We start from the raw sequence: 18,199 nt of genomic DNA on the forward strand, positions 1-18,199 counted from the left end.
GCTATCTACTCTGGTTCTGGTTGGCCGGCGGCGTCTGCGCGGGCGGCGGGCTGCTCGGCGGCACGCCCATCGCTTCCGGCCTTCCCGCCGGCGGCAGGTTGAGCATGGAGCCGCCCACCGGACGTCCATCCTGCAGCGGCGGCAGGATCGGCGTCTGCACTTCCGGCAGGATCACGCTGCTGCCGCGCGAATCGGTCTGCACGTTGCGGATGAATTCGTAGCGGTCGCCGGCAACATTGTTGCTCTGGAAGTTGGTGCGGACGACGGTCGGGCGCAGGAACACCATCAGGCTGGTCTTGGTTCCCTTGCGGGTCTGGTACTTGAACAGGTTGCCGACGACGGGGATATCGCCCAGCGCCGGGACTTTCTCCACGCCATCTTCCACGCGGTCCTCGATCAGGCCACCGAGCACCAGGATCTGGCCGTCGTCGACCAGCACGTTGGTTTCGATCGACCGCTTGGTGGTCGTGATATCCGACGTGCCTGCGGAGCGCGGCAGGACCGCCGAAATTTCCTGGTAAATCGCCATCTTGACCGTACCGCCTTCCGACACTTGCGGACGCACACGCAATGCGAGGCCGACGTCGCGGCGCTCAATCGTCTGGAACGGATTGACGCCGGCCGCACCGCCCGATGCCTGGGTGGTGAACTGGCCCGTCACGAACGGCACGTTCTGGCCGACGATGATGCGCGCTTCCTCGTTGTCGAGCGTGATGAGGTTAGGCATCGACAGGATGTTGGCGTTCCCTTCCGTTTCGAGGGCGCGCGCAATCGCGCCCAAGGTGAGCGAGCCATTGACCTGGCGGAAGATGCCGATGTTGAGGCCATTGCCGGGCGGCAGCGGATTGCCGGTGGAAGCGTTGTTGACCGCCTGGTTGATCAGGTTGTTGCCGCCCTGGCCGAAGCCGCTCGCCACGCCGAGGCGATAGCGGCTGGCCTCGTCGCCCGACAGGCCGGCCCACTGAACGCCGAGTTCGGCGGCCTTCTCGGCAGAGACTTCGACGATCAGGGATTCGACATACACCTGCGCGCGGCGCGCATCGAGCTGGTCGATGACGGAACGCAGGTTGCGATAGACGGCTTCGCTGGCGGTGATGATCAGCGCATTGGTCGCCGGATCGGCCTGGATGAAACCGGCCGGCCCGCCGGCAGGCAGTGCGGTAGGGGTCTGTGTTGCCGGCTGCTGGAGCGCGCCCTGGCCCAGTTGCGACTGCTGGCCGGCGGCCGTTGCCTGCGCCTGCTGCGGCTGCGCCTGGGGCTGAGTGGAGCCCTGCGGCGTGCTGGTATCCGATGCCACGACGGCGCGCAGGGTCTGTGCAAGGCGGACCGCGTCGGCATTCTTCAGGTAGACGACGTGAACGTTGCCCGGCTGCGCGGTCGGCTGGTCCAGCTTGGCAATCAGCGACTTGGCCAGGTTGGCGCGCGCGACGGAGGGCGCACGGATGATCAGGGAATTGCTGCGCGAATCGGCCAGCACTGAGACGCGGCCTGCATCGGCGCCGCCGGCGACCGGTGCGCCGCCCTGGTCCATCAGGCGGTTGACGATCTGTGCGAGGTCGGTCGCGGCGGCATGGCGCACCGGGACGATATCGAGGTCGCCGACCGCGGGCGAATCCAGCGCGGCGATGATGCGTCCGAGGCGCTTGAGGTTGTCCGCATAGTCGGTGATGACGATGCTGTTGTTGCCCGGATTGACGTTGATCGTGTTGTTCGGCGAGATCAGCGGACGCAGCACCTGCACGAGGTTGTTCGCCGACTCGTAGTTAAGGCGGAAGATCTGCGTCGCGATCTGGTCGCCGCGCACGTCGCCTGCCTGGGTTGGCCCGGCCTGCAGTTTTGCGTCCGCTTCCGGCACCACCTTGAGGAAGCCGTCCGCCCGCACGACCGCGAAGCCTTGCAGGCGCAATGCGGAAGTGAGCATCTGCATTGCCTGTGCCTTGGTCACCGGCTTTTCGGATACGAGGTTGATCGTGCCCTTGACACGCGGGTCGATGATGAAGGTGTTGCGCGTGTAATGGCCGACGGCCTTCACGACCGATTCGATGTCGGCGCCGACGAAATTGAGCGTGGCCTGGTTGGAGGCCGGATCCTGGGTGTACGCGGTCGGCGTGCCTGCGATTGCGCACAGCAGCACTGTCGCCGCTCCCACCCGGCGCAGTCTTGCCGGGCCCTGCAATGTTTCTGCTGATCGATTTTTTTTCATTTGAACTCTAGCGCGATAACATCCTTGTCGCCTTCTCGTCGGCGTTGTCCCAGCAAATTCAAGAGATTTGCCAGCCTTTCTTCCTGCCCTTCTTCCGCTTGTGCCTTTCCTGAAAACTGCAATCTTCCGTTTGTCAGCGTGCCATTGCCACTCAACAGCATCGGCCCTTTGATCGTCGTCAATGCCAGTTGCGCCTGCCGGCCGCGCCAGTCCATTATCAGTTGGTAAGCGCCCAACGGTTTGACGGGTGACAGACGCGACGCAATGTCGTCCATGCGTAAAGTTGTCGACCCCGCCACCTCCACCGCATTGCCTTGCCGCGCAACTTGCAGCGGCGTCCAGGACAGAAGCATCTGTCCGGACGGCTGGATGGTGTTCAGCGGCGCCCCCAATCCGGCCAGCCGTTCCGCAGGCAAGGATACCGACGCCGGACTGACCTGCCACTGGTACCAGTCCCCGGTAATCTTCACCGGTTGCGACAAGGCATCCGCATTTTCCAGGTCGACATCGACCTGTCCCAGCAGCACCATCGGCGAAAGGCGCCAGGCAAATCGCCCGGGCAGCAACGGCGTCACCGGATCGCTGCCGCTCGGCGCGCCGCCGATGAAAGCGGAACCGCGCCACAGCGTGCCCTGCGCATCGCCGAGCGTCAGGCGGCCGCCGGATTGCGATTCAACCACCGCAGCCATCCATGCGGCGGGGCAGAACGCCAGCAGGGTCAGCACAACAGCCAGGATGCCTGCCAGCAACCATATCACGAGACGGCGCACTGGCTGTCCCTCACTGGTTTTCGCCGCGCTGCTGGCGCAGCGTGAGGTTCGCATTCACCATGTCGGGCTGCTGCTGCGCCTCGATCACCGCTTCCAGCACCGACATGCGCGCGGTTTTCTGCATCTCGGCCAGCCACTCCGTCGTCGCGGAAAACGGCACGCCGTTCAGTTGCAGCTTCGCCAGCTCGCCGCTCACCGTGACGCCCTGCGCCTTCAAACCCTTCCGCGACAGCGAGGTTTCAATGCTCTCGCGCGTCATTGCCGGCGGCGGCGCGGAGGACGTCTTGCCGCCCAGTGCCGACGCTTCCCTGGACAGCGCCTGGACTTCCGCCGCCTGCTGCCGCAATTGGGGCAGCTTCTTTTCGAGATCGGTGCGACCGCTCAGGGCCGGGTCGATAAACAGCGCATACAGCAGCCCGAACACCACGACCACGGCCGCGACGGCCAGCATGTTCTGCTCGCGCTTGTTGCGTTCGCTCCAGAACGTCGACAACGACTGTTTCATTCCGCCCGTGCGTGCCTTCATTTGCCGCTCCTGATCTGCCAGACGCCCGCACTGGGCTGGGTGATCGACAGGTTGCGCGAGGCAAGCGCGCTGCTCAACTGTTCCATCGATACCGAGCTCCCCGGCTTGAGTTTCACCGTCAGGCTGCGGTCCCGGTATTCAAGTCCGGCGACGGGCGCGGCGCCCTGCCCGGTCGTGCCCCATGCCTCGCTGAAGGCCGCCGCCAGGGCGACGAAATCGTCGGGCGCCAATTGCCCGGAGTCGCGTTGCGCGCCGGCCATCTTCTGCCGCAATTGCGCCAGGGGATCGACGACGACGGGATCCTTGGGAAAAGCGGAACGATAGGTCTGGATCATGCCATTGCTCAATGCCGTTGCCTCTCGCTTGAGCCGGAGCCAATCGATATTGAGGCCGATGACATTGACGAGCAGCACCGCCGTACCGATGATCAGCGGCCAGCGCCAAGGCTTCCAGTTGACCTTCGGGCCGCCTCCCGCTCCGAGGCCGCTCATGAGGTCGATGCCGGTCTTGCCGGCGCCCGCCACCCAGCGTTGCCAGGTGTCGGTGTGCAGCGTGATGCGCTGCTCCAGGGCCGGCGCGATGTGCATCGATTCCTGGTAGTCGCGCACGCGCGATTGCGGCACGTACAGCACGACAGGAGCGGACGGCACGACGGCGGCAAGGGATTGCATCGCTTCGAAGGCAAGGGATTCCGGCTGGTCGGCAGCGATCGACAATCCGATGCCGTCCTGCTCGGCCAGGCGAATAGCGATATCGGCTTCCGCGCCGTGCTCGGAAACGGCGGCTGTGGCTGCATCTCCCTGATGCGGCAGGCACAATTGCGACGGGACCGCGGTGATGCTGCGCGCACCAAGCGCCTGCAGGGTCCGCACGAGAAGTTCAAGCCAGTTCCTGCCGACGACGGCTACCGTGCGCATGCCCGCATGCATCTCCCCGGCGACGACCACGCATTCCTCCGGGTCGCTCATCAGCTTGTCTTCGACCAGGTTGGGGAGCGCGGCGCGCAGCCTGGCGCCGGACAGGGGCGGCATTTTCACGCGCAGGAGGGTGACGTCGCTGGCGGCGAGCAGCAGCACCACACGCTGCGCCCGCTTCACCGGCTCGGCCAGTTCGGATAGAGCAGCGACACCTTCTCGCTCAATGGCACCTGCGTTGGAGGCGATCGCGAAGTGGCAGTACAGCGGCATGCCGGGCTGGAGCCCTTCCGCGGCGACGTGCGATGGCAGGCGAATGTAGAGGTTGCTCAAGGTCTCACTTTCTTGTTCTTAATATTCGCGTATCCAGAGGACGGTTTGTTTTGTCGGCGACTCGCGCCTGATCAGGGCCTGCATCTCCATGCCGGCACGGTTCAGGCGGACGTTACCGTTGATCAGGAAGTACTCGGTCTTGACGTCCAGGACGTCGCCCGGATTCTGGATGCTGGCCGGTATGGGCAGTCCTTCCAGGTTCTGGAACGGCCTGCTTTGTCGTGCAGCAACCAAGGTCATCGCCTCTGCAAGCGACAGTGTATCAACTTTGGCAGCAATGACTTCGGCGGGGGCAGTGTTGACGTTGATCTTTGTCACTACAGGCAGCACGATCACGAAATCTTTGAGTTTTTCGAGCATTTCCCCGGTGAAGCCTTGTACGGCAAGCAGGTCGTCCACGTGCTGGATGTCCATCGGCAGCGGAGACGACGCGTTTGTCGCGCCTGCAGTCCCGCTGCCCGCCGTGGCCTGCTTCTGCGCCGACTGCATGAGGACCGCCGTCTGTCGTGCAAGTGCAGGATTGATCTGCAGCAGGGTCAGCAGCGTGCCGAAGCTCTTCACTTCCTTTTCGTTGATCGTCCCGTTCTGGGATAGGCCTTTCAGGTTGAAGCGCGCCTGCGCATCCGTGATGCCCCCGGACAGCGCGGCATCGGGGACGTCACCCGCCCTTTCCTTCTCGACGTACTGATCCAGGCGTGTTTCCGCCAGCGGAACCGCCCATGGCTCGCCGAGGTGGTCGACGTTCCTGTTGTAGCGCATGTCGATGCGCTTGTCCTCGCCGAGGATCAGCCGTGCCCAGTCGAGCGCGCCGCGCAGGACCCATTGCTTTTGCAACTGCAGCCGCTGGTTTTCGATGGAACGCACCTGCACCTGCTGCTGCCAGAACAGGCTGGCGACGATAGTGATCGCCAGCGTGGTCAGCAGCAAGGCGGTGATGACGGCGACGCCCTGCTGGCGCTGGTGCATGCGCGTCATCATGCCGCCCCCAGCAGGAAAATCTTGATCAGGTTCTCGGGCCGGTCGCGCAGGCGGAGCGAGACTTCGAGGCCTGTTGGCGGAATAGTCTGGCCTCCCGGCCCGGTTCCGCCTTCGGTTCCAGCCGGGCGCCATTGACCGTCGACCCAGCTTCGGATGACCATGGACTCCACTTCGGAATGCAACGCGACTGCCGGCACGTCCGCCGTATCGCCCAGCGCGGCAATCCATGCCGTATCCAGCTCCCGCAGGTCGCGGGTGGCGATCGACTCGCGCCGTGTCAGGACGCCGCCATCGATGCGATAGGCAATGACTTGCGCGCGCGACGGCTGGTTTTCGGCGAACACCATGCGCACCATTGTCAGCCGCCCCGCCTGCACGGAGAGCACCGGACGCTTGCCGAGGTCTTCCATCTTGGCGATGTGGCCGGTGTCGCTCTGCATTTGCGCGAAAGCGAGCTGCAGGCCGCGCGTCTGCTCGAGCTCGTTGTTGAGCGCGACGCGTGAACGGATGATGGTATCCAGCCCGCGCCAGCCGAGCACGGCGACGATCGCCATGATCGTGATGGCCACGAGCAATTCGATCAGCGTGAATCCGTGGCGCCGGTTTTTCATCGGTTCGACACGATCTGGGCCAGCTTGATGATTTGCCGGCCGGGGTCGTCCTCGTTGGTCACGCTGACTTCGACGCGCCGGAAGAAGGGATTTGGCGTGGCGAACACTTCCTCGTCGCATGTCAAGCGCAATTCGCCCTGCGGACAGGCGAAGCTGCGCCTGCCGATGGCGGGATACTCGCGCTGCAAGCGGATCGCGGTCAGGCGGTTTTCCGCGGACCACGTCGCCATCATGGACGCGCGCAATCCGCTGCTGTTCTGCGTCAAGCTTCCCACCGCACGCAGGCTGGCCCCGAGTGCCGTGCCGACGATGACCAGTGCAACCAGCACTTCAAGCAAGGTGAAGCCGGCATGCGTATGTTTGTCGCTTCGCCGCATATCACTCCACCACGAAGTGCCCGACACCGTCGGCGCGGATCGCCACGCTGGCATCGCCGAGGGTAAAGGTAAGGACGAAGGGTTTATCGACCGGCTCGCGCCCGAACACGATGCGCATGTGGTCCGATTCCGCCGCAGTGGGCGGAGTGATGGTGAGTGCAATCGGCGACCTGCGGAATTCGCGTTCCCGCAGCAAGTCGTCCTGCGTGAGCGCCTGCCACTTGTTGCCGTCCCGGATCAGGAAGCGATAGCGCTCAGGTTCGGCCTCGAAGGCGATGGGCCGGTTGCGCACAATGGCTTCGTCGCGGGCCAGTTGCAGGAGAAGCGCGACACGTTGCGCCTCGCCCTGCAGCACCTGGCGCTCGCCCTGCACGGCGCTGAGACCGACCATGCCGAGCAGGATGCCGGCGATCACCAGGACCACCAGCAGTTCAAGCAAAGTGAATCCGCGCGCAGCCGTGCTGTACGTTGCGCGCCTGGAAGAAACGAAGGTCTGGATTAGAGATCCCACGAACCGATGTCTGCATCATTGCCGGAGCCGCCCGGCTGGCCGTCGGCGCCATAGGAGAAGATGTCCACCTCGCCCTTGACGCCCGGCGACAGGTATTGGTACTGGCCGCCCCACGGATCCTTCGGCAGTTTCTCGACGTAGCCGCCGTTCTTCCAGCCGTTGGCCGCCGGGCCGCTGGTCGGCTTCGAGATCAGCGCCTGCAGGCCCTGTTCGGTTGATGGATAACGCTGGTTGTCCAGCTTGTACAGCTTGAGCGCCTGCATCAGGGTCGAGATGTCCTGCCTGGCGGCGGTAATGCGCGCGTCGTCCGCGCGGCCCATCAGCTTGGGCACCACCAATGCGGCCAGAATACCCATGATGACGACCACCACCATGATTTCGATCAGGGTAAAGCCGCGCTGGACGGTACGGCCGAGCGAGCGGCGAAGGGAAGAGACTTTGGTTAGCATCGAGAAGATTTTCAAAGGATGACAAACAAACCACTAGTATAAGGCCAACATGGGCGCCCCTTACCGGGTAAGCAAGAGGCGGTTTGATCATGGGCAATTAAACCGTGGGAAACGACAGCAGGCGGGAAGTGCCGTACGGCACCATATCGTGATGTGTAATCGCCGCCCTGTTACTGACCGCGCTGCAAGAGCACGGTTCCCTGCCGCAAGGTATCCCTTGGCCGTGGCGCGTGAATTTTGCGCCACGGCGACGCTCAGTCAGGGGCAGTTGCCGATGACGTAATAGCCCGGGCTCGTCTGGGCCAGCGTGGTGGTATAGAAGGTGTTGTTCAGGCCCATGTTCTGGTTCGATCCCTTTGCGTACGCATAGCCGCCGCTGGCGTACGCCCTGCCGGCAGTGACATGCGCATAGTTGCTCGATGTCGTCTGCGTGCAGGACGACAGCGTAGTCGCGCTCACGCTCGCGGACAGCGCGCTTTCGCGGCCCGAACTGAACGAGGAAACGGCGTAGGAATAGGTCGTGTTGGGCGTGAGGCCGCTGTCGGTGAAGCTGGTGGCGGAAACCGGCGTTGCCGTCACCTTGGTTCCGTTGCGGTACACGTTATAGCCTGCTGCGCCGCTTGCCGCGCTCCATGTCAGCGAAACCGACGTCGATGTCCTGCCGCTCACCGCGAGGTTGGCCGGCGTCGCAAGGGGCGGCGGGTTGCCGGTCGTGCTCGCCGTCACGCTTGCGGAATCCTGGCTCGTCGCACCGCTCGCGGTGACCGCGCGCACCGTATAGGTGTAGCTGGTGCCGGATAGCAGGCCGCCGTCGGTATACGTGGTGGAAGTCAGCGGGCTGCTGTTGACCTTGGTTCCCATGCGGTACACGTTATAGCCGGCGGCGCCGGAAACGGCGTTCCATGCGAGCGAAATGCTGGCGTCGGTCGCGCCGGTCACCTGCAGACCGCCCGGTGCGGGAAGCGCCTGGAAGCCGCTCGTGATCTTGTCGACCATGCCCTTGATCGCCACCATCTGCCGGCCGCTCTTCTTTGCATAATTCGGGTCGTCATAACCCCACCAGTCCCAGCACCCGTTCGGATTTCCGGTGCTGCTGGGAGCGGTTTGCGGATACAGCACGATGATGTTGTTGGTATCGGCCCACTTGTTGTAGCCGGTGTTGCGATAGTACTTGTCCTGGATCTTGGTCGGATCCTGCTGGCAGCCGTGCAGCGCCACGTGCAGCTTGCACGCCTGCCCGCTGTCGCAGTTCGCCGGCACATAGAGCCAGCCGGTGTTGGCCATGCCGTGCGAGGGCGGATTGGCGATGTAATCGGTCTGGTTGAATTCGACAAAAGTGCCGCCGAGCGTGCCGCTGTTCTTTGCGTTCAGCGATCCATAGATCCACTTCAGCATCTCGCCGGCAAGGTCGAAGTTGCAGTTGTTGATGTAAGGACTGCCCTTGAAGCTGCAGCTGCTGCCGAAGTAATCCGTCACCATTGCGTGTTCGGACGCGATGTTGTTCTTGTAGAAGACATTGGCGCTGTTGACGTAGTTCTTGTAGTAGGTGTTCGTCTCGTTCACCGCCAACTGCTTCACCGTGCTGTCGATCGTGCCCGAATAAATGTAGACCTTCGAATTGGCGAGATTGCTGGTGGGGTCGATCAAGCCCTGGCTGGCCCAGCTGTTGGTGGTTGAGATGAGCGTCGATGTCGCCGGCTTGCTCGTGCTGGTCGCCGCCATGCAGGGGCCGGTGGCGGTGGCAAGACTGCCTTGCGCGCAGTAAAACGGCCCGGCCGCAGCAATACCTGCCCCGGCCTTGAAGACGGATGAATACGCGACATGCAATTGCACCGCCATGAATCCGCCTGACGAGAGGCCGGAAACCGATGTCTGTGCGGGATCTGCATTGTAGGCCGGCAATGCCACTGCTGCGGCGGCGTTGAGGCTGATGCTGGAAAGTCCTGCTGCAAGAATCGCGGGAATGCGTGCGCCGATGCGGCGGCCACGCGGGGTGGAACCGGTCATGGATGTGTCTCCTCAATGTAGTTTTCGTTATCGCGCTTCGGCCGCTGCCGGGCGTCCCGGGACGTGCCCCGTCAGGTGGGGGATGCACTGTCCGCAGGAAAAACCATGTTAGTTTCAAAATCGAGGAGTTCAACCGACCTCGTATTTCTACGGTACCGTGCTGCGCCGCATCAGAAGCGGCGGGCCGCGCGCCTGTTGATCCGGCGCAAACAAGGAACAAACCTGCTTCTGGCACAGTCTCCAAGACAACAAAGGAGAACACCATGCCACAGCATCATCCCGCGCCCGGAGAAGTGATCGATGTCCGCCCGTTAGGCGAAAAGCTGGTCGAGGCAGCGTCCATCGCACTGGCGAGGACGGATGACTTCGAAGTCATGCGCCTGATGATGCCGAAGGGTAAATCCATTCCGGAACACAGCGTTCCCGCGGAACTGACGCTGCACTGCCTCGAAGGCACCGTCGATGTGCAGGCACTGGACCGGACGCAGACGCTGCAGGCCGGGCAGATGCTCTACCTGCACGAGAACACGCCCTATGCGCTGTTCGCACGCGAGGATTCCTCGGTGCTGATGACGGTACTGCGCAAGGAACACATGAAAGGATGAAAAACGCCGGGAAATCTCCCGGCGGTGATCAGGTCGCCTCGTCGCGCGGATCGCGGGACAGCAGGCGTTCGACCATGGCACGCGGCGAATCGCCATCGAAGAGGACTGCCGCCACGGCATTGGTGATCGGCATGTCGACGCCGACGTCCTGCGCGAGCGCCCGCACCGCTTGCGCGCAGCGCACGCCTTCGGCGACATGGCCGAGTTCGGCCACGATGGTGTCGAGCTTCTTGCCTTGCGCCAGTCCCAGTCCGACCTGGCGGTTGCGCGACAGGTCGCCGGTACAGGTGAGGATGAGATCGCCCACGCCGGCGAGTCCCATGAAGGTTTCGGTGCGGCCGCCGAGCGCGACGCCCAGGCGGGTAATCTCCGCAAGGCCGCGCGTGATCAGCGCAGCACGCGCATTCAGCCCCAGCCCGAGTCCATCGATGACGCCGGTGGCAATCGCGAGAATGTTCTTTACCGCGCCGCCCACTTCGACGCCGACGAGATCGTCCGTCGAGTAGACGCGCATCGAGCGCCCATGCACCGCGGCGACCACGCATTCGCGCAGTGCGGCGGACGCCGACGCGACGGTCAGCGCACAGGGCATGCCGGCAGCCACTTCCTGCGCAAACGACGGCCCGGACAAGGCTGCGTACGGGAGTTCGGCGCCGAGCACTTCGCGCACTACCTGGTGCGGAAGGAGCCGGCTCTTTTCTTCAAAGCCCTTGCACAGCCAGACAAGGTTGGGAATGGATTGTCCCTGCAGGCGTTGCGCCAGCGGGCGCAGGCCGGCAACGGAGGAGGCGATGACCAGCAGGCTTTCGCCCTGGCCGACATGGCCGACGGCCGCCTGGAAATCGGACGTGACCTGCACGCCTTGCGGCAGTGCGAATCCGGGCAGGTAGGCCGTGTTCTCGCGCTTTGCCGCGGCATCGCGCATCGCCGCTTCTTCGCGCCCCCACAGCACGACCTTGTGCCGGTCCGCGAGCAGGATCGCCAGCGCCGTTCCCCAGGCGCCGGCGCCCAGGATGGAGACATGCATCGTCCTGCAGTTGGAAGCCGACGGCATCACTCGCCCCAGACTTCCGTGACACGCACGAAACCGGACTGCCCGTCGCGGTGGCGCACCTTGGCCCATCCGCCTGCCGGAGGATCGACAAGTTCCAGCAGCACGCCCTTCTCGGCCGTGAAGGTCACGGGTGCGGCATCCTCCGCCGATGCGCGCACGCGCGCGCTGGCGGCATTGACCACCACACTGCGGCGCGGGACGAGCGAACGCGACTGGATCCAGGCGAGATCGCCCGACATGTCGCGCACCTTGGCCCATTCGCCATAGGTCAGCACGACTTCGACCGGCATGCCGCGCGGCGCGACGAAGACCTTGCGCCCCTTGGGCGACGGTGCGTCATAGAGCACGGCCGGCGCAGGGCCGACCGACTTGAACTCGAGCGCATGCGCTGCGCCCGTCACTGCAAACAACGCTGCCGACAAAACGACCAGACGCGTGGATTTCATCCATCCTCCCCTGCAGGTTCAGCCGATTCTTAATGCTTTGCCGGCGAACCGTCGGGCATCACGAGGCCGGTGCCGCCTTGCGCCTGTTGCTGCTGTTGTTCCTGCAGCTGCTGCAGGCGCTGCTGGTAGAACGCCTCGAAGTTGATCTCGGCCAGGTGTACCGGCGGGAAGCCTGCGCGGGTGATTGCGTCGGCGATATTGGCGCGAAGGTAGGGGTAGATGATGTTCGGGCAGCCGATGCCGAGCAGCGGGTCGAGCTGTTCCGGCGGAATGTTGGCGACTTCGAAAATGCCTGCCTGCTTGCCTTCCACCAGGAACGCAACCTTGTCCTTGACCTTGGCGGTCACGGTGATGGTGACGGTCGATTCGAAAATCGTCTCTGCCAGCGCTTCCGCACCGACGTCCACGGCCACCTCGATGTTCGGGCCTTCCTGCTCGAGGAAGATCGCCGGCGAGTTCGGCTGCTCGAGGGAGAGGTCCTTCAGGTAGACGCGCTGGATCTGGAACACGGGTTGGTTGTTTTGCTCGGCCATGGGAGTCTTTCGTTGTAGGTAGGAAGGAAAAAGGACGGCTGATCGCCGTCCTTCCGGTAGAAGATTGCCAAGTTTAAGCGCCTTGAAGCAGCGCGTCCAGCTTGCCCTCGTGTTCGAGCTTGCTGAGGTCGTCGAATCCGCCGACGTGGGTCTCGCCGATATAGATCTGCGGCACGGTGCGCCGGCCGGTCTTTTGCATCATCTCGACGCGCTGTTCCGGCTGCAGGTCGACGCGGATTTTTTCGATGTCCCGGACACCCTTCGCGTTCAGCAGCCGTTCCGCCATGACGCAATAGGGGCAGACGCCGGTGCTGTACATTAAAACGCGTGCGGTCATGATCGAGACTCCGTTACTTCGCCAGCGGCAGGCCTTGTGCCTGCCATGCAGCAACGCCGCCGTCGAGGCTGAACGCCTCGTTGAAGCCTGCCTTCTTCAGCTGCGCGGCTGCCTTGGCCGAGCGCGCGCCGGTCTGGCAGACGGCGATGACTGCCTTCGACTTGAACTTGTCCAGTTCGCCGGTACGGTTCGACAACTCGGCCAGCGGGATGTTCTTGGCGTCACGCAGATGTCCCGCCGAGAACTCCGCCGGGTCGCGCACGTCCACTACAACAGCTTTGCCCTGGTTGATGAGCTGGGTCGCTTGCAAAGTAGAAACCTTTGCGCCCCGACGCTGCAGGTTCGGCCAGATGAGAGCGCCGCCGGAAAGGATTGCGATGCCGATCAGCCAGATGTTATCAAGAAAGAATTTCACGGTACTCCAATGGTTTTAAGCAATCCCGCCATTATAAAATAGATGCGGAAGCCGTATTTCAAAGTCCCCAATCCCCTTATTTTTCATCATCTCCCGACATGTACAAGATCGTATTCATGCGCCACGGCGAATCGACGTGGAATCTGGAAAATCGTTTCACCGGCTGGACCGACGTCGACCTGACCGAAAAAGGCGTCAATGAGGCCCGCCAGGCCGGCAAGATCCTGAAGGAAGCCGGTTTCGAGTTCGACCTCTGCTATACCTCCGTCCTCAAGCGCGCCATCCGCACCCTGTGGCTGACGCTCGACGAGATGGACCTGATGTGGCTGCCCGTCAAGCACGACTGGCGCCTGAACGAGCGTCATTACGGCGCGCTGCAAGGCCTGAACAAGGCGGAAACCGCCGCCCAGTACGGCGACGAGCAGGTCCTGGTCTGGCGCCGCAGCTACGACGTGCCGCCCAATCCGCTCGACGCCAACGATCCGCGCACCTCGTACAACGACCCGCGCTACGCCGGCCTGAAGAAGGAACAGATCCCCCTGACCGAGTGCCTGAAGGACACGGTCGCCCGCGTCATGCCCGCATGGGACGAGGAAATTGCCCCCGCCATCAAGGCCGGCCGCAAGATCCTGATCTCGGCCCACGGCAACAGCCTGCGCGCGCTGATCAAGTCCCTGGACGGCATCAGCGACAAGGACATCGTCGGCCTGAACATCCCCAACGGCCAGCCTCTGGTGTATGAGCTGGACGCCAACCTGAAGCCGATCAAGAGCTATTACCTGGGCGACCAGGAAGCCATCGAGGCCGCCATGAAGGCGGTCGCCAGCCAGGGAAAGGCGAAGTAACGCTTTTTCCATGCAGTTCCTCAGCCGTCCCGGAAACCGACAGGAATCCCCCTCGATCACCCGGCATCTTCGTCATGCCGGCTGGGTAGCCCTCGCGGTTCTCGGGGTGGCGCTCGTGCTGGGCAGCGCGCCTGCCCACGCGAACAAAGTCACCGAACGCACCCGCCAGAAGCGCGCCGCCGAGGCGGAACGCGCCGAACTCCAGCAGAAGCTGGAAGCCTTGAAGCGAGACATCAGCAAGACGGAAACCGCCAAGAGCCACGCCGCCGATGCGCTGGCCAACTCCGAGGCGGCCATCTCCGAAGCCAACCGCGCGCTGCACGAACTGGACCGCGAACAGAAGGACGCCGAAGCGAAACTGGCCCGGCTGTCCCAGCAGCAGGACCAGCTGGCCAGGACCATCGCCACCCAGCAAAAGCGCCTGTCCCGCCTCCTGCGCGACCAGTATGTCGCCGGCAACGAAGACCGGATCAAGCTCTTGCTCTCCGGCGATAATCCGAACCGCATCAACCGCGAGCTGCAGTACATGGGCTACGTCTCGCAAGCCCAGGCAAAACTGATCGACGCGCTGCGGGCCAACATGAAGGCGGTCGAGGACAACAAGGCCGCCGCCCAGGAAGCCCGCGATGAACTCGAGGAAATCGCGCAGGAACAGCGCGAGCAGAAGGCGCAGCTCGAGAAGGAAAAAGCGCGCAGGGCCACCCTCTTGGCGCAGCTGTCGAGCAAGCTTTCCGCCCAGCGCAAGGAAGCCGGCAACATCGAACGAGACGAGCAGCGTCTCGCCGGGCTGGTCGACCGGCTCGCAAAGTTAATCGAAGAACAACGAAAAGCCGAAGCTGCGGCCCGCGAGAAGCGCCGCCAGGAACAACTCGCGCGCTCCAAAGACAAATCGGAGGCATCTCCTGACAAAAAAGTGAGTTCCGTCAAGACGCCGGCGCACAATCCTGATGCAATCGATGATGACGAGCCGCCACAGAAATTGACGGCCCGAAATGAACTCACGCCCGACGGCAACGTCCAAGACCGGGGCGTCGATCATGCTTTTGCTTCGTTGAAGGGTCAGCTCAGGCTGCCGGTCAAGGGTGACCTGGTCGCCCGGTTCGGCAGCAAGCGCGGCGACGGCCCTGCCTGGAAAGGTCTGTTCATCCGGACCGCCGAAGGCGCGGACGTCAAGGCGGTCGCCGCCGGCCAGGTTATTTTCGCGGAATGGTTGCGCGGATTCGGCAACCTGATCATTATTGACCACGGAAGCCAGTACATGACCATCTACGGCAATAATCAGGCGGTCCTGAAACGCGTAGGCGATGTGGTCAGGACCGGCGACGTCATTGCCAATGCCGGCAACAGCGGCGGCAACGAAAATTCGGGTTTATACTTTGAAATGCGGCATCAGGGCCGCGCAATCGACCCACTCGGGTGGGTAACTATCAGGTGACACATGAGCAGCAAACTGAAGAACTTCGGCCTTATCGGTCTAGGCGTTATTGCAGGCATCGCTGGCTCGATGCAGTTCGAGGCAAGCGCCCAGAAGCACACGGCGCCGCTGCCACTGGAAGAATTGCGCCAGCTGGCGGATGTGTTCGGCCTGATCAAGTCGGATTACGTCGAGGCGGTCGAAGACAAGAAGCTGCTGACCGAGGCGATCTCGGGCATGGTGGCCTCGCTCGATCCCCACTCCGCCTACCTTGACAAGAAGGCATTCAAGGAACTGCGCGAAGGCACCCAAGGCAAGTTCGTCGGCCTGGGTATCGAGGTCGGCATGGAAGACGGCTATGTGAAAGTCATCTCCCCGATCGAAGACTCGCCCGCATTCAAGGCCGGCCTGAAAGCCGGCGACCTGATCACCCGTCTCGACAACACCCCGGTCAAGGGCCTGACGCTGGATGAGGCGGTCAAGCGCATGCGCGGCGAGCCCAACACCAAGATCACCCTCACCATCGCCCGCAAGGATGAAGACCGCCCGATCATCGTCACCATCGTGCGCCAGGAAATCCGCGTGCAGAGCGTGAAGTCGAAGGTCATCGAACCCGGCTATGCATGGCTGCGCGTGTCGCAGTTCCAGGAGCCGACGGTCGAGGACATGGCCAAGAAGCTGACCGCGATCTACCAGCAGGAACCCAACCTGAAGGGCCTCGTGCTTGACCTGCGCAATGACCCGGGCGGCGTGCTGCCGGGCGCCATCGGCGTCTCCGCGGCCTTCCTGCCGAAGGACGTGCCGATCGTGTCGACCAATGGCCAGCTGCCGGATTCCAAGCAGACTTTCTATGCACGCCGCGAGTTCTACACCTCGTCGCGCGTCGCGACCAGCGACCCGCTGGTGAAGCTGCCGGAAGCCGTGAAGAACGTGCCGATCGTGGTGCTGGTCAATACCGGTTCCGCTTCCGCATCGGAAATCGTGGCCGGCGCGCTGCAGGATTACAAGCGCGCCACCATCATGGGCACGCAGACCTTCGGCAAGGGCTCGGTGCAGACCATCCGCCAGCTCTCCGCAGATACGGCCGTCAAGCTGACCACCGCCCGCTACTACACGCCGAACGGCCGCTCGATCCAGGCCAAGGGCATCGTGCCCGACCTGCTGGTGGATGAAACCGCGGACGGCGACGGCCTGAACGGCCTGCGCCTGCGCGAAGCCGACCTGCAGAAGCACCTGTCCAACGACAAGGACAAGGACGAGGCCGCACGCAAGCTCGACGAACTGGAAGAAGAACAGCGCATCGCCGCCCTCGAAAAGAAGCGCAAGCCGCTCGAGTTCGGCAGCAAGGAAGACTTCCAGCTGGCCCAGGCGCTGAACCACCTGAAGGGTCTGCCGGTTCAGCTCTCCAAGTCCGCGAAGATCGAGAGCAAGAAGGAAAACACCATCAACGAGAAGAAGAATGGTGACAAGAACGGAAACGGCGAGAAGAAATAATTCTTCGCGAACTCAAAAGGCCGCAGCGATGCGGCCTTTTTCATTTCCGCCGTCCTGCGCGCGGGTACAATCCCCGTATTGCCATCCCTCGCACCACGTAACCACGTGCCATGAACGATAACCAGCTGCTCCGTTATTCCCGCCATATTCTTCTCGATGAAATCGGCATCGAAGGCCAGGAGAAAATCCTCACCGGCCATGCATTGGTGATCGGCGCGGGCGGGCTGGGTTCACCCGTTGCGTTCTACCTGGCCTCCGCCGGCATGGGCAAGATCACGCTGGTCGACAACGACACGGTGGACTTGACCAACCTGCAGCGCCAGATCCTGCACACGACGGAACGGGTCGGCCGGCCGAAAGCGGAATCCGGCAGGGAGACGCTGGCGCGCATCAATCCGGAAGTGGAGGTGGTTGCCCTGAAGGAGCGCCTGGAAGGCGAACGCCTTTCAGAACTGGTGCGGCAGGCGACCGTGGTACTCGACTGCAGCGACAACTTTGCGACGCGCCACGCCGTCAACCGCGCATGCGTGCAGCACAAGATACCGCTGGTGTCGGGCGCGGCGATCCGCATGGACGGCCAGATCTCCGTGTTCGATACGCGGCAGGATGCATCACCGTGCTACGCCTGCCTTTTCCCGCCCGAGCAGCAGTTCGAGGAAGTGCTGTGTTCGACAATGGGCGTGTTCGCGCCGCTGGTCGGCATCATCGGCACCATGCAGGCAGCAGAGGCACTGAAGCTTGTGGCCGGCATCGGCGAGTCGCTTGCCGGCAGGCTGTTGCTGCTCGATGCGCGCAACATGGAATGGACGAGCATCCGTGTAGCACGCAACGCGGCCTGCACCGTCTGCGGACATTAATCGTCCAGCAGGCTGGCGTGGATGGAGCAGGTGGCAAGGTCCGAATCCACGGCATGCAGCAGGCCTTCCCCCTGTGTGTATTCGCGCGACTTGAACACGTTCGCGGAGTCGTCGAACAACTCGCGGTAGGTGTTATAAATCGCGAAGTGACGGCGCTCGACTACGACCGGGAGGCCCGTGTCGCCCCCCTCGTCCATGAACGCTACCTGGATAACCTGTGTTTCGGCCGCAGCGGCCGGCGTTTCGATTCTCCCGCAGGCAGCAAGCCCAAAGGCGACCGCAACCAGCATTGCAGTCCTCATCTTGTTGTTATGCGCGAGCATTTTCATGTCGATCTCCCCTGACATGATTATTAATCTTTCAACAATCCTGCCTTTGGCTTGCATCAATTGCATTACATGGTCCGACCCGTTTCCGGACAGCGATCGGCAACGGCGCAACATCCTCCCGCCAAGCGTGTCCAGAGGGGCGGTGCTACAATCGAACGACCGCTCTTTTTCCCCAACGCAACACTCTCCCG

General features: G+C 63.1%; 21 protein-coding genes. 5 read left to right on the top strand and 16 right to left on the bottom strand.

Features of this window, described 5'->3' with window-relative positions; genetic code table 11:
• Nucleotide 1: 1 nt before the first annotated feature.
• The 10 genes from gspD to AC3WOY_RS09975 all read right to left on the bottom strand — a co-directional run bounded on the left by gspD (nt 2) and on the right by AC3WOY_RS09975 (nt 9,679).
• The gene (gene gspD / locus AC3WOY_RS09930; protein ID WP_492423226.1) at nt 2-2,203 is read right to left on the bottom strand and encodes a type II secretion system secretin GspD; all 2,202 of its coding nucleotides are present in this window, start codon (nt 2,201-2,203) and stop codon (nt 2-4) included.
• A complete protein-coding gene (locus AC3WOY_RS09935) occupies nt 2,200-2,973 on the bottom strand; it encodes a type II secretion system protein N (protein ID WP_492429253.1) in 774 nt (257 codons plus the stop codon). Before AC3WOY_RS09935 ends, gspD begins: the two co-directional genes overlap by 4 nt.
• Nucleotides 2,974-2,983: 10 nt before the next feature.
• Nucleotides 2,984-3,499 (bottom strand): type II secretion system protein M, encoded by a 516-nt coding sequence (locus tag AC3WOY_RS09940; protein WP_492423228.1) that lies wholly within the window; start codon nt 3,497-3,499, stop codon nt 2,984-2,986.
• On the bottom strand, nt 3,496-4,746 hold the full coding sequence (gene gspL / locus AC3WOY_RS09945; RefSeq protein ID WP_492423230.1) for a type II secretion system protein GspL: 1,251 nt from the start codon (nt 4,744-4,746) through the stop codon (nt 3,496-3,498). Before gspL ends, AC3WOY_RS09940 begins: the two co-directional genes overlap by 4 nt.
• A gap of 18 nt (nt 4,747-4,764) precedes the next feature.
• Nucleotides 4,765-5,724: a type II secretion system minor pseudopilin GspK gene (gene gspK, locus AC3WOY_RS09950; RefSeq protein WP_492423232.1), complete on the bottom strand. Its 960-nt coding sequence runs from the start codon at nt 5,722-5,724 to the stop codon at nt 4,765-4,767.
• Nucleotides 5,721-6,335 (bottom strand): PulJ/GspJ family protein, encoded by a 615-nt coding sequence (locus AC3WOY_RS09955; RefSeq protein WP_492423234.1) that lies wholly within the window; start codon nt 6,333-6,335, stop codon nt 5,721-5,723. The genes gspK and AC3WOY_RS09955 overlap by 4 nt, the downstream gene beginning before the upstream one ends.
• The gene (gene gspI / locus AC3WOY_RS09960; protein ID WP_492423236.1) at nt 6,332-6,712 is read right to left on the bottom strand and encodes a type II secretion system minor pseudopilin GspI; all 381 of its coding nucleotides are present in this window, start codon (nt 6,710-6,712) and stop codon (nt 6,332-6,334) included. Before gspI ends, AC3WOY_RS09955 begins: the two co-directional genes overlap by 4 nt.
• Before the next feature lies 1 nt (nt 6,713).
• Nucleotides 6,714-7,223, bottom strand: coding sequence for a GspH/FimT family pseudopilin (locus tag AC3WOY_RS09965; RefSeq protein ID WP_492423238.1), 510 nt, complete (start codon nt 7,221-7,223; stop codon nt 6,714-6,716).
• Nucleotides 7,211-7,672, bottom strand: a complete 462-nt coding sequence (gene gspG, locus AC3WOY_RS09970; protein ID WP_492423240.1) for a type II secretion system major pseudopilin GspG — start codon at nt 7,670-7,672, stop codon at nt 7,211-7,213. The genes AC3WOY_RS09965 and gspG overlap by 13 nt, the downstream gene beginning before the upstream one ends.
• Nucleotides 7,673-7,930: 258 nt before the next feature.
• Nucleotides 7,931-9,679 (bottom strand): extracellular catalytic domain type 2 short-chain-length polyhydroxyalkanoate depolymerase, encoded by a 1,749-nt coding sequence (locus tag AC3WOY_RS09975; protein ID WP_492423242.1) that lies wholly within the window; start codon nt 9,677-9,679, stop codon nt 7,931-7,933.
• Nucleotides 9,680-9,942: 263 nt separating this feature from the next.
• On the opposite strand from AC3WOY_RS09975, the gene AC3WOY_RS09980 reads away from it, so the two are divergent.
• Nucleotides 9,943-10,284: a cupin domain-containing protein gene (locus AC3WOY_RS09980; RefSeq protein WP_492423244.1), complete on the top strand. Its 342-nt coding sequence runs from the start codon at nt 9,943-9,945 to the stop codon at nt 10,282-10,284.
• 28 nt (nt 10,285-10,312) lie between these two features.
• Here AC3WOY_RS09980 and AC3WOY_RS09985 read toward each other — a convergent pair whose 3' ends face one another.
• The 5 genes from AC3WOY_RS09985 to AC3WOY_RS10005 form a co-directional block, all read right to left on the bottom strand.
• Nucleotides 10,313-11,311 (bottom strand): NAD(P)H-dependent glycerol-3-phosphate dehydrogenase, encoded by a 999-nt coding sequence (locus tag AC3WOY_RS09985; protein WP_492423246.1) that lies wholly within the window; start codon nt 11,309-11,311, stop codon nt 10,313-10,315.
• Nucleotides 11,312-11,337: 26 nt separating this feature from the next.
• Complete coding sequence (locus AC3WOY_RS09990) at nt 11,338-11,784, bottom strand: SH3 domain-containing protein (RefSeq protein ID WP_492423248.1); 447 nt, start codon at nt 11,782-11,784, stop codon at nt 11,338-11,340.
• A gap of 29 nt (nt 11,785-11,813) precedes the next feature.
• Entirely contained in the window at nt 11,814-12,317 is a 504-nt protein-coding gene (gene secB, locus AC3WOY_RS09995; RefSeq protein ID WP_492423250.1) for a protein-export chaperone SecB, read from the bottom strand.
• A gap of 73 nt (nt 12,318-12,390) precedes the next feature.
• Nucleotides 12,391-12,654 carry a glutaredoxin 3 gene (gene grxC / locus AC3WOY_RS10000; RefSeq protein WP_492423252.1) on the bottom strand — a complete coding sequence of 88 codons (264 nt, stop codon included), beginning with the start codon at nt 12,652-12,654 and terminating at the stop codon, nt 12,391-12,393.
• Nucleotides 12,655-12,667: 13 nt separating this feature from the next.
• Complete coding sequence (locus AC3WOY_RS10005; RefSeq protein ID WP_492423254.1) at nt 12,668-13,069, bottom strand: rhodanese-like domain-containing protein; 402 nt, start codon at nt 13,067-13,069, stop codon at nt 12,668-12,670.
• Nucleotides 13,070-13,167: 98 nt separating this feature from the next.
• Between AC3WOY_RS10005 and gpmA the strand changes: the two genes are divergently transcribed.
• The 4 genes from gpmA to AC3WOY_RS10025 all read left to right on the top strand — a co-directional run bounded on the left by gpmA (nt 13,168) and on the right by AC3WOY_RS10025 (nt 17,679).
• Nucleotides 13,168-13,914: a 2,3-diphosphoglycerate-dependent phosphoglycerate mutase gene (gene gpmA / locus AC3WOY_RS10010; RefSeq protein ID WP_492423256.1), complete on the top strand. Its 747-nt coding sequence runs from the start codon at nt 13,168-13,170 to the stop codon at nt 13,912-13,914.
• Nucleotides 13,915-13,924: 10 nt separating this feature from the next.
• Nucleotides 13,925-15,349 carry a murein hydrolase activator EnvC family protein gene (locus tag AC3WOY_RS10015; RefSeq protein WP_492423258.1) on the top strand — a complete coding sequence of 475 codons (1,425 nt, stop codon included), beginning with the start codon at nt 13,925-13,927 and terminating at the stop codon, nt 15,347-15,349.
• Nucleotides 15,350-15,352: 3 nt separating this feature from the next.
• Nucleotides 15,353-16,822 carry a S41 family peptidase gene (locus tag AC3WOY_RS10020; RefSeq protein WP_492423260.1) on the top strand — a complete coding sequence of 490 codons (1,470 nt, stop codon included), beginning with the start codon at nt 15,353-15,355 and terminating at the stop codon, nt 16,820-16,822.
• 110 nt (nt 16,823-16,932) lie between these two features.
• Nucleotides 16,933-17,679: a HesA/MoeB/ThiF family protein gene (locus AC3WOY_RS10025; RefSeq protein WP_492423262.1), complete on the top strand. Its 747-nt coding sequence runs from the start codon at nt 16,933-16,935 to the stop codon at nt 17,677-17,679.
• Here AC3WOY_RS10025 and AC3WOY_RS10030 read toward each other — a convergent pair.
• Nucleotides 17,676-18,008, bottom strand: coding sequence for a hypothetical protein (locus AC3WOY_RS10030; protein ID WP_492423264.1), 333 nt, complete (start codon nt 18,006-18,008; stop codon nt 17,676-17,678). The genes AC3WOY_RS10025 and AC3WOY_RS10030 overlap by 4 nt on opposite strands.
• Nucleotides 18,009-18,199 lie beyond the last annotated feature (191 nt).

Source organism: Noviherbaspirillum sp. FW303-A3 (assembly GCF_058788695.1).